Source organism: Streptomyces sp. NPDC046122 (assembly GCF_056429965.1).
The window spans coordinates 172,866-184,321 of record NZ_JBWKLQ010000012.1 but is presented as its reverse complement, the minus strand read 5'-3'; the positions used below and the strand labels follow the sequence as shown (position 1 = coordinate 184,321).

General features: G+C 71.9%; 6 protein-coding genes. 3 read left to right on the top strand and 3 right to left on the bottom strand.

The window, feature by feature from the left end; translation table 11 throughout:
- The 3 genes from AC07FK_RS26625 to AC07FK_RS26615 form a co-directional block, all read left to right on the top strand.
- Positions 1–1,899 (top strand): condensation domain-containing protein (locus tag AC07FK_RS26625; protein ID WP_479107471.1); only part of this gene is annotated, 1,899 nt, incomplete at its 5' end.
- The gene (locus tag AC07FK_RS26620) at positions 1,896–4,820 is read left to right on the top strand and encodes a non-ribosomal peptide synthetase (RefSeq protein WP_479107470.1); all 2,925 of its coding nucleotides are present in this window, start codon (positions 1,896–1,898) and stop codon (positions 4,818–4,820) included. The genes AC07FK_RS26625 and AC07FK_RS26620, both read left to right, overlap by 4 nt.
- 103 nt (positions 4,821–4,923) lie before the next feature.
- Positions 4,924–6,807 (top strand): AfsR/SARP family transcriptional regulator, encoded by a 1,884-nt coding sequence (locus AC07FK_RS26615; RefSeq protein WP_479107469.1) that lies wholly within the window; start codon positions 4,924–4,926, stop codon positions 6,805–6,807.
- 20 nt (positions 6,808–6,827) lie between these two features.
- On the opposite strand, the gene AC07FK_RS26610 is transcribed toward AC07FK_RS26615, so the two are convergent.
- From AC07FK_RS26610 to AC07FK_RS26600, 3 genes are all read right to left on the bottom strand, one after another.
- Positions 6,828–7,625: a 4'-phosphopantetheinyl transferase family protein gene (locus tag AC07FK_RS26610; protein WP_479107468.1), complete on the bottom strand. Its 798-nt coding sequence runs from the start codon at positions 7,623–7,625 to the stop codon at positions 6,828–6,830.
- 236 nt (positions 7,626–7,861) lie between these two features.
- Positions 7,862–8,041 carry a hypothetical protein gene (locus AC07FK_RS26605; protein WP_479107467.1) on the bottom strand — a complete coding sequence of 60 codons (180 nt, stop codon included), beginning with the start codon at positions 8,039–8,041 and terminating at the stop codon, positions 7,862–7,864.
- 163 nt (positions 8,042–8,204) lie between these two features.
- Positions 8,205–11,198 carry an AfsR/SARP family transcriptional regulator gene (locus AC07FK_RS26600; protein ID WP_479107466.1) on the bottom strand — a complete coding sequence of 998 codons (2,994 nt, stop codon included), beginning with the start codon at positions 11,196–11,198 and terminating at the stop codon, positions 8,205–8,207.
- Between the last annotated feature and the right edge of the window lie 258 nt (positions 11,199–11,456).

The following is an 11,456-nucleotide window of genomic DNA, read 5'->3' as shown; positions in this document are numbered from 1 at the left end:
ATCGAGCTGGGTGAGATCCGTGCGGCGTTGATCGCTCATCCGCAGGTCGCGGACGCCACGGTGGTGGTGTCGGAGGACCAGCGGCTCATCGCCTACGTCGTAGGAGTCGCGGATGATCTGTCGGCGTGGCTGGCAGGATCGCTGCCCGAGTACATGGTGCCGTCGGTGTTCGTCGAGCTCGACGCGATCCCGCTGACCGCCAACGGCAAGACCGACCGCCGAGCCCTTCCCGACCCCGAAGCATCCGAAGACACGTATGTAGCACCTCGCAATCCAGTCGAGGAGCGCATCGCCGCGGTTTGGAGTCGGGTGCTGGGGCTGGAGAAGGTCGGGGTCGAGGACAACTTCTTCGACCTGGGCGGCCACTCCATCAAGGCGATCGCCCTGGTGGGCGCCCTGCGCGCCGAGGGTTTCGAGGCAGGCGTCCGGGACGTGTTCCAGCACCGTACGGTCGCCGGACTCGCCACCGCGCTCGCCGGCACCGAGCCGGTCGCCGAGACCACCGTCGTCGCACCGTTCGCCCTGCTGACGGACGACGTTCGGGCGGAGCTCCCCGCGGGGCTGGTCGACGCGTACCCGATCTCCAAGGTGCAGCTCGGCATGCTGGTCGAGATGCTCGCCGACGACGGGCTGAACAAGTACCACAACACGTCCACCTTCCGGATCAAGGACGGTCGGCCCTTCGACGCCGATGCCCTGCACCGGGCCGGGCAGACGATCGTGGAGCGGCACGAGATGCTCCGTACGTCCTTCTCGCTCGAAGCGTTCGACGTACCGCTCCAGTTGGTGCACCCGAGCGCCCTCATTCCGGTCACCGTGCGCGATCTCCGCGGCCTGGACGACGCAGAGTTCGCCCGGGCGCGCCAGGAGCACATCGCCGCCGAACGGGCCGAGCTGTTCGAGCTCACCCGGCCTCCGCTCCTGCGGATATCGGCACTCGTCGAGTCCGGGGAGGCGTGGCACCTGGGTTTCACGCACTGCCACGCCATCACCGAGGGCTGGAGTCAGCAGTCGCTGCTGATGGAGGTGCTCGACGTCTATCACGCGTACGCCGCGGGGGAGGAGCCGCAGCGGCCGGAGCCGGCGGCCGTGCGCTACGCCGACTTCATCGCCGCCGAGCAGGAGTCCCTGGCGTCGGACGACGACCGGGAGTACTGGAAGGGGATCGTCGACCGGCACGCCATGTGCGTCCTGCCCCCGGACTGGGGCGACGGCAACAGCGCACCGCGCGAGGACTTCAAGCTGTCGGTGGAGTTCCGCGACATCGAGCCCGAGCTGCGCGCACTGGCCAAGTCCAGCGACACGTCGTTCAAGGCGGTGCTTCTGGCCGCGCACCTGAAGGTGCTCAGCACCGTGACCAACGAACCGGCCTTCCACACGGGCGTGCTCTACAGCGCACGCCCGGAGGTGCCCGGCGCGGAGCGGGTCTACGGCATGTACCTCAACACGCTGCCCTTCGCGCACGACCGCACGGCCCGGACCTGGCGCGAGCTGGTCCGGCAGGTCTTCGACCGCGAGGCGGAGGTCTACAGCCACCGCCGTCACCCGCTCCCCGCCGTGCAGCGGCTGGCCGGTGGGCGCCGGCTGTTCGACATCATGTACCGCTACCAGGACTTCCACCAGGTGGACACCGGGACCGTGGACGTGCGGGCGGGGGCCGGTGACAGCTCCAACGAGTTCACCCTGTCCCTCGCCAACCTGCCGGGCCGGCTCGTCCTGCGGGCGGTCAGCACCGGTCTGAACCGGGCGAACGCCGAGCGGCTGGCCGGAATGTACCGCGCGGTCCTGGAGGCGATGGCCGCCGACCCCGACGGTGACGTGGACGCGGCGCTCATGTCCGCGTCGGAACTGACCCAGGTCCTCGAGGACTGGAACGACACCGAGGTGGAGTGGGGATGAGCAGATACGTGCACGAGGTGATCGTGGCGACCGCCTCGGCCACCCCCGACGCAGTCGCCGTACAGGTGGGGGCCGAGACCCTCACGTACCGGGAGCTCGACGTACGCGCCAACCGCATCGCCCACCACCTGCGCGAGGCCGGGGTGGGGTCCGAGTCGGTGGTGGGTGTCCTGCTGAAACGCGGGCTCGGCACCCTCCCCTGCCTGCTCGGGATCTGGAAGGCCGGCGGCTCCCATCTGCCCCTGGACGCCGGGCTGCCGGCGGAGCGCCTGACCTACATGCTCGGCGCGGCCGGCGCCGGGCTGATCGTGACGGAGGGAGGGCTGGAGGAGCGCCTCGGCGGCGGGTACGCCGGTGCCGTCGTGGATCTCGACCGCGACCGGGACCTGATCGCCGGGCGGTCCGCCGGCCCTGTCGGTACGCACGAGGCGCGACGGGACCCGAAGGACCCGGCCCGCCGGCACCGCCTCGCGTACACGCTGTTCACGTCCGGCTCCACGGGGCGCCCCAAGGGGGTGCAGATCTCTCACTTCTCCCTGCTCAACGTGCTGTTCTCGATGCGGGAGCGGTACACGTCCGGACCGGAGCACACCTGGATGGCGGCCACCTCGCTGTCCTTCGACATCTCCACGACCGAGCTGTACCTGCCGCTGATCACCGGCGGCCGGGTGCTGCTGGCCGACGACGAGGCGGCGCACGACGCCGCCGCGCAGGTGCGGATGATCGAGAGCGGCGGGGTCACCCACGCTCAGGCCACCCCGGCCGGCTGGAAGCTCCTCGTCGCCGCCGGGCTGGGCCGTACCTCAGTCACCGCCGTGACCGGTGGCGAGGAGTGCCCGCCGGCGCTGGCCCGCGAACTGGGCGGCAGGGTGCACCGGCTCGTCAACCAGTACGGCCCCACCGAGACGACGGTCTGGGCCACCGCCTGGGAGGTCGCGCCGGACGCCGGCACCGTGCCGATCGGGCGCCCCATCCACAATTACCGGGCGTACGTGCTGGACGCGGTGCAGCGGCCGGTCCCGGTGGGGGTGGTCGGCGAGCTCTACCTCGCGGGCGCCGGTGTGGCCCGCGGGTACGTCGGCCGGCCGGGGATGACCGCGGAGCGGTTCCTGCCCGAGCCGTTCGGCGGACCGCCCGGCTCGCGGATGTACCGGACCGGTGACCTGGCGCGGTTCCGGGCGGACGGTGAGCTGGAGTGTCTCGGCCGGATCGACAATCAGGTGAAGATACGCGGCTACCGCGTCGAACTGGGCGAGATCGAGGAGAATCTGCTGACCCACCCCGAGGTTCGCGACGCGACGGTGGTCGCGCGCGAGGACGGCAACGGGGAGAAGTGGCTCGTCGCCTACGTGGTGACGGACCGGGAAGCGGTGGCCCACGGCGTACCGGCCCCCCGGCGCGACGAGGCGGCTGAGCAGGCCCGGCTGCGTGCCTTCCAGGCCGCGTCGCTGCCCTCGTACATGGTGCCGGCCGCGTACGTCCTGCTCGACGCGATGCCGCTGAGCGCGTCCGGCAAGGTCGACCGGAAGGCGCTGCCCGCCCCCGGCCGTACGGCGCTGGTCGCCGACCGGGAGTACCTGGCGCCCCGCAACAGGACCGAGCGGCTCCTGGTGGAGACCTGCGCCGAGGTGCTCGGCGTGTCCGACGTAGGCGTACGCGACCGGCTGCTGGACCTCGGCGCCGACTCGATGCGCATCGTCCATGTGATGGCGGCCGCCCGCCGGGCCGGGCTCGCCCTCACACTGCGGATGCTGCTGGACAGCGAGACGGTCGAGGATCTCGCGCGGACGATCGACGGCGTACCACCGGACACCGCGGAAGCCGGAGAGCCCGGAGCCACCGGCGAGACCGAGAAGACCGACGAGACCGACGGGGGAACGAGCATGCTGATGACGGTTGCCGCCGGGGGAGCGCGGTCGGCCACGACCGACGTGACCGGGGCGATGGAGGCCCACCGGGTACCCGGGGCAGCGGTCGCGCTCCTCAGGGACGGGCAGCTGGTCGGAGTGCAGGCGTACGGGGTCCGTACGACCGAGACCGGCGCTCCGGTGACCCTGCGGACCCGGTTCCAGGCCGGTTCGATCAGCAAGCACGTCACCGCGTTCGCCGCGCTGCGCCTCGTCGACCGGGGCGTCCTCGATCTGGACGCGGACATCGACGGCTGCCTGGCCGCCCGCCGCGCGCCCAGGGCCCCGGGCGGCGGTCCCCTGACGCTGCGCCACCTGCTCTCCAACACGGCGGGTCTCACGCAGACGCCCGCCACCTGGTGGCGGCCCGGCGAGGCGATGCCGACGCTGTCCGCCGTGCTGGACGACGTACGGGCCGAGCACGAACCCGGGGCGCTGTTCCGCAAGGCGGGCAGCCAGTGGGCCATGATCGAGCAGCTGCTGACCGACGTCACCGGCCAGGAGTTCCAGGACACGGCGGCGGACCTGGTCTTCGGCCCCCTGGGCATGCGGGACAGCTCCTTCCTGGCTCCCGGCGCGCCCCAGGAGGCCGGCCAGGACGTGGCCGGGGGGCACGACCAGCACGGCCGGGCGCTGCCGGACGGCTACCGGGTCCGTCCGGTCCTCGCGGGCAGCGGGCTGTGGTCCTCGCCGTCCGACCTGGCCCAGCTGGCCGTGGAGATCCGCCGGGCCCGCCTCGGCTTCTCGGAGCTGCTGTCCGCGAAGTCCGCCGGAGTCATGCTCACGGAGGCGTTCCCCGGGAGCTTCTACGGGCTGGGCACCGTGGTCGACGGCTCGATGGCGGACCCGGAGTTCGGGCACGGCGGACAGACCGCCGGCTTCCGTGCGCTGACCTCGCTGCGGCTGCGGTCCGGGAACGGCTGTGTGGTGATGACCAACTCCGACAACGGCAAACACGTGCACAAGGTGGTGGCCGCGCTCCTCGGCCGGGACCTGGAGGTCACCGCCGACTGAGGGCGCAGGCCGTGCCGTTACCGGATGGATAACCCGTGAATAAAGCCCCCGCATAGCTTCTGCAGCGAGCACACGTTCGTATTCGCCAGACGGGGGGTGCCGAATGGACTTCCGAGTCCTCGGCCCGGTAGAAGCTCACAAGGACGGCGCACGCGTGGCGCTGTCCGGTTCCAAGGTCCACACGGTACTCGCGACCCTGCTGCTCGCCAGGGGCCGCGTGGTGTCCGACGCACGGATGAACTCGCTCCTGTGGGGATGGGAGCCGCCGGCGACGTCCGGCGCGCAGATCTACACGTACATGTCCAGGTTGCGCAAACTCCTCGGTGACGAGGTGACGATCGAGCGCCGCCAGCCCGGCTACGTGCTCCAGGCGCCGCACAGCAGCGTCGATCTCCTGGAGTTCGAGCGGCTGGACAGACTCGGGCGGGCGGCGCTCGGGCACAAGCGCTTCGGTGAGGCGGCGGCGCTGCTCACCGAAGCGCTCGGGCACTGGCGGGGCCACGCGCTCGCCAACGTCACCGAGCACCTCGCCGACGCCGAGCTCCCCCAGTTGGAGGAGGCGCGGATGCACGCGCTCGAAAGCCGGGTGGAGGCGGACCTGGCGCTCGGCCGGCACGAGCACGTGACCGCCGAACTCGCCGGGCTCGTCGCGCAGTTCCCGCTCCGCGAGAAGCTGCGCGCCCAGCTCATGACGGCGTACTACCGCGGCGGGCGCCAGAGTGACGCCCTGCAGAGCTACTACGACGGACGCAGCCTCCTCGCCGACCAGCTGGGCGTCGACCCCGGAGAGGCGCTCGGGTCGACGTACGCGGCGGTGCTCGCCGGCCACCGGGGGCCCGGACCCGGAAACAGGGTCCGCTCGCCCGAGCCCTCGGAACACGAGCACGCCGACGCGCCGGACATGCTGCCCCCCGACATCGAGGAGTTCGTCGGCCGGGAGGCGGAACTGACCGCCCTGCGCAACCAGCTGACGGAATCGGCGGCCGGTCGCGGCCCGCGCCACCTGCTGGTGACGGGCATGGCGGGGGTCGGCAAGACCGCGCTGGCCGTGCACGCCGCGCACACCAGCGCCGCCCACTGGCCCGGCGGCCGCCTCTTCGCCGAACTGGCCCGGCCGGACGGCCGGCCCAAGCACCCCGCCGAGGTCCTCACCGGGCTGCTGCGCGGACTCGGCGAGCACGTCGGCGCCGGCGACACGGACCACCGTACGGGCGACGGCGCGGACGGCCGCATGGAGCTGGACGAGCTGGTGCGCCTCTTCCGGGCGAGAACGGCGGGCAGACGGGTCCTGGTGGTGCTCGACGGCGCGGTCGGCAGCCGTCGGCTCGACCCGCTGCTGTCCGGGTCGCCGGACGCCGTCGTACTCATCACCGGCCGCGCCCGGCTCGCCCGGGTGACCGGAGCCAGGACGACCGCGCTCGCTCCCCTCGGAGACGGCGCGGCGTTCGACCTGCTCGCCGCGTCGGCGGGGCGTGCGCGGCTGCTGGCCGAACCCGACGCCACGGACGACCTGATCGCGTACTGCGGGGGACTGCCGCTCGCGCTGCGCGCCACCGGCAGCAGGCTCGCCGCACGCCCCTACTGGCCGGTGGCCCGCTTGGCCGGCCGGCTCGCCGCCCCGGAGACCCGGCTGCGGGAGCTGTCGTACGGCGGGATCGACGTGGCCTCGGCGCTGCTGCCGTCGTTGCGGCAACTGCCCGCGGCCGACCACGCCCGCGCCACCCTGACGCAACTGGCCGGCATCGGCCTGGACTCGTTCCCCGCCCAGCGGGCCGCCACGTACCTCGGGACGCGGGAGCCGGTGGCCGAGCAGCGGCTCGAACAGCTGGTGGACGGCGCGCTGCTCGACATCTGCGGCGTCGACCGGCAGGGACGGCCGCTCTACCGCTTCCACGAACTGGTGCTGCTCTTCGCCGCCGCGCTGAAGGACGCGCCGGCGCAGGACGAGCCGCACCACGCACCGTCAGAAGCCACCGCCGCCCGCTGAGCGGGGGCCCGGACCCGGAATCACGGCCCGTCGGGCGCGTCACGTCGCGCCCGGCGGTCGCGCAGGTGCAGCCGCACCGGGCCGCAGGCCGGTTCGGTGGCGGCCGGCTGGGCGACGGACGCCGCCACGCGGCCGGAGAGGGCCAGATCCCGTACGACCCAGGCGGTGCGCCCGTCCTGACCGGCGCCGTCGGGAGACAGGCCGCCGGGACCGGGGTTCGCGCCGCCTGCTGTCGGGCTTCCGCCGGCCGGTGCGCCGCCCGGGGGGCCGGGACAGTGCATCAACACGGTCCCCGTGGCGGCCGGGTAGGACTCGATCTGGTCCAGCCGGACGTCGTCGAGCCCGTGGCCCACCGCCTTGAGAACGGCTTCCTTCCGGGTCCAGCAGCGGTAGAAGACCTCGTCCCGGACAGCGCCCCGGGGCAGCGCGAGCAGATGGAGGACCTCGTCCGGGGTCAGCCACGACTCGCTCAGAACGTCCTGCCGTACGGGCCGCACCAGCTCCGCGTCCACGCCGATGGCGGTCCCGGTCCCGACCGCGAGGACGGTGTGCCCCCCGGTACGGGCCAGGCTTATCGCCAGCGGTAGTGGGGGCCGGCCGAGCCGGGTCGGGCCGTGCCCCGGGTCTCCGCACGCCGGGCACGGAGACTCGTCGATGTCGACGTCCTCGGGAGCGGCGTCGAGGAGTTCCCCGAGCGCCCGGCGGGCCATCGCCCTGGTGTGGACGTACGCGGCTGCCTCCCGATCCGAATGGACCGAGAGGGCCTGCCGGAACTCCTCCGTATTGAGCAGAGCGAGATCGGCGGGATCAGTGCCCAAAGGCTGCCGCCACCACCAGATATGCGTATCGCCACCGGCGCGGAGCGCGCGGAACGCGGCCGCGGGGCTGTGGTCAGCTCCGCGGCCGCGGCTGTTCTCGAACATGTTGTAAGGCGGCGCCATGGGCACTCTCTGTCATTTCGACTGCGGGCTGCGTGGCGCGGACCTTACCGTCGTCTTATATGGCGGAAATATATTTCCACCTTCGCGTCAGGCAATCGGCCGACTGTGGCGGCTCAGTGCCAGCTCTCGTCGTCGGTGCCGGCGACGACCTCGGTGGTGATGCCCGCGGCCGCAGCCGGAAGCCCGCTTCCGGACTGCGCCGCCGTCGCGGCTCCCGCGCCCACGAAAGCGCACAGCCCTACGAGAACGGTGGTGACGGTGCCCATCGCGATGCTGCTGCGTACGTTCTGCATTTCTTCCCCCATGTCGTCCTGCTGTTATGTCTCGACACTAGGACGCGGGGTTTTCGGCTCATTATCGGTCCGCTTTCGGTTTCCGGGCCGCTCGATAGAATAAAAGGGATTGCTTGGTTCCGGGCCTGCGGCAGTCCGGATTCCGGGCCGGGAGCCGGAAGGTTCAGAGCCTGCCCACCGTCTTTTCCTCCGACACGCCCCTGGTCAGTGCCAGTTGCGCCCGCTCGGCCCACTTCTCCACGCCGATCCGCGTGAAGTCCGCCCGGGCGTCGGTGAAATGCCTGCGGGCGGCGGAGTGCTCACCGCATTCCCAACATGCCTCGCCGAGGGCCAGTTTGATTTTTCCCTCCACCAGAGCGCTGTCCACCAGACCGGCGATCTCGAGCGCGTGCAGCAGGGTTCCCTTGGCCTGGCCCCAGCTCCGGGCGCCCAGCCGGGCCTCGCCCAGGCCGAGCAGACCGTGCGCGACGCCCAGCATGTCGGCCTTGGCCCGTACGATCTGGATCATCTGAAGAAAGGCTTCTTCAGCGAGGTCGTACTTGCCCTGCGCGAGATGCACCCGGGCCAGCCGGTGGGTGCCCAGAGCCCGGCTGCGGGCTCCGCCCTCACCGATCGCCGTGGAGACCCGCAGCGACTCCATGCTCAGCTCCTCCGCGGAGTCCGTACGGCCCCGGTCGAGTTCGATCTGCGCCATGTTGTTCAGCACATGGGCCTCCGAGGACAGGTCGCCCACCGCGCGGAACGTCGCCAGGGCCCGCGCACTGTGGTCCATGGCGGTCTCCAGCTCGCCCCGCATCTCGTCGATCATGGCCATGTTGCGCAGCACCAGCGCGCGGCCGTGCTCCTCACCGGCCTGCTCGTGCAGGGCGAGCGCCTCGGTGAACGTCGCGTACGCCTTCGTGAAGTCGCGCAGGCGCATCTGCAGCGCGCCGAGATTGTGCAGCATGGCGGCCTGGCCGCGGGAGTTGCCCGCGGCCCGGGCGGCGGCCAGTGCCCGCTCGCTGCACTCGCGCCAGTCGTCGAGGTAGTTCCGCGTCTCGAAGAGCACCGCGACGGACATGGTGAGGTCCCACGCGAGGTCGTCCAGGCCGAGGCCGGCCGCCTGGTCGACCACCGCGACCAGCGAAAGCCGCTCGGTCTCCAGCCAGTCCAGCGGGGCGGTGAGCAGCCCGTCGGCGAGCTCGTCGGGCAGCGGATGACGGGGCGTCGCACTGTGGATGATGCTGAAGTCGCCCCCGTAGGCGCGCCGGTGCGCCTGCTCGGCGAGCGAGAGATACGCCCGGAAGGCGCGTTCCCGCGCCGCCTGTCGCTGCTCGGGGGTCTCCTCCGCCTCCGCGCGCTCACGGGCGAACAGCCGCAGCAGGTTCTGGAACCGGTAGCGCGGATGCCCGGTCGCGTCCAGGCCCACCACGTCCAGGAACTGGGCGTCGACCAGCTGCTCGATGAGCCGCTCACCGGTGAGCAGGTCCGTGTCCAGGAGGGCGGCGGCGACCCAGGCGCCGAAGTCCGGCACATCGAGGAGCCCCAGGCTCCGGTAGAGCAGTGCAGTCGGGGCGGACAGGCCGCGGTACGTCAGGGTGAAACTCGCGCGCACCTGCGACTCTCCCGAGCTGAGCTCGTCCAGCCGCAGCCGTTCGTCGCTCAGCCGCCGCACCAGGCGGGACACCGTCCAGTGCGGTTTGGAGGCGAGCCGCGCCCCGGCGATCCGCAGCGCGAGCGGCAGCAGGTCGCACAGCTCGACGAGCCGGTCGGCCGAGGGCGGGTCGGCGGCGACGCGCTCCTCACCGACGATCTTCCCGAGCAGCTCGACCGCCTCGTACGGGGACAGCCTGCCCAGTCGCACCCACGCCTGCGGCGGCCAGGCGAGCATCTCGGACAGCTGCTCCCGGCTGGTGACCAGGACGCAGCATCCTCCGCTGCTGGGAATCAGCGGCCGCACCTGGGCATAGGTCCGTACGTTGTCGAGCACCACCAGCACCCGGCGGTCGGCGAGAAGGCTGCGGTACAGGGCGGCGCGCTCCTCCGGTTCGGCAGGGATCTGCCCGATGGGCACGGAGAGCGAGCGCAGGAAACGGCCGAGAATTTCACCGGCGGTGGTGGGCTCCAGGTGCTCGTCGTAGCCGCGCAGGTCGGCGAAGAGCTGCCCGTCGGGGAACTGTTCCGAGACGCTGTGCGCCCAGTGGATCGCCAGGCACGTCTTGCCGACGCCTCCGACGCCGGTGATCAGCCCGGTGGAGGGGCCGCGTGAGGCCGTACCGACGTCCAGCAGGTCGTCGAGCTGGGCGAGTTCCTCCTTGCGGCCGGCCAGCCCCGGCACGTCCGGCGGCAGCTCCAGCGGGTCGCCGACGGGCTTCGACAGCAGCGCGTCGCCGCTCACGGCCTCGGCCCCGCGCACGGCCAGGGAGGGCTCGTCCTGAAGAATCGCGTTGTGCAGCTCGGAGAGGGCCGGGCCGGGCTCCAGACCGAGCTCGTCGATGAGCCACCGGCGTCCCTCCCGGAAGGTCTCCAGGGCTTCGGCCCGTCTGCCCGACCGGTACTGGGCGGTGATGAGCTGATGACGCGCGCGCTCACGCAGCGGATGCTCGCGGACCATCGCCGCCAGGTCGGGAAGGATCTTCTGGTGGTCGCCGAGCTGCAGATGCACGGCCGTCGCGTTCTCGTACGTGTCGAGCCGCAGCTCCTCCAGCCACTGGGCCTCGTCCTCCACCACCCGCCCGGTCACGCCCGACAGGGGTCTGCCGCGCCACAGCTTCAGCGCGTTCGCGTAGCAGCGTGCCGCCTCGGAGAACCGGTTGTCCCCGACGGCCAGTTCCGCCGCCGCGACGAGCTCGGAGAACTCGTGCGAGTCGAGCCGGTGCATCCCGACGCGCAGCAGGTAGCCGGGATGCGCGGTGGCGATGACCTCTCCGGGGACGCCGGCGGTTTTGAACGCCTTGCGGAGCGCGGCGATGCAGATGGACACCTGGGTGCGCGCCGTGGCCGGCGGGTGATCGCTCCACACGGCCTCGATCAGCGTGTCGACGGGGACGATCCTGCCCGGACTGAGCAGCAGCATCACAAGAATGGTCCGGTGCCGGGGCCCCCCGACGGGCACCCGGGCGTCCCCGGACGTCACTTCAAGGGGCCCTAATACCTTGAAGTTCAGCCGATTCTCCATGCACTCCCCCTGCTCCCGAGCGACGGCAGCGACCGGCCGTGTGACCCGGCAGACCGTCCCACCTGCCGCACCCCCAGCGCTGCCCCGCACCCCCACCCAGCCGTGTCCTGTCGGCCGGGTGCACCTCCCAGGATCGCCCGTCGACGGCAGGAATGCGCGCGTCATGAACGGCGAAGCCGCTGTTATTGAGCCAGTCCCGAGGCAGCCAGGATACGGCGACCCGGCGATCTACCGCCCAGTACGTACGGCTTACTCCAG

Bases quoted from the DNA above. Each gene is read 5' to 3' on its own strand.
- AC07FK_RS26620 (WP_479107470.1), top strand. From the start codon at position 1,896: ATGAGCAGATACGTGCACGAGGTGATCGTGGCGACCGCCTCGGCCACC.
- AC07FK_RS26600 (WP_479107466.1), bottom strand. From the start codon at position 11,198: ATGGAGAATCGGCTGAACTTCAAGGTATTAGGGCCCCTTGAAGTGACG.
- AC07FK_RS26615 (WP_479107469.1), top strand. From the start codon at position 4,924: ATGGACTTCCGAGTCCTCGGCCCGGTAGAAGCTCACAAGGACGGCGCA.
- AC07FK_RS26605 (WP_479107467.1), bottom strand. From the start codon at position 8,041: ATGCAGAACGTACGCAGCAGCATCGCGATGGGCACCGTCACCACCGTT.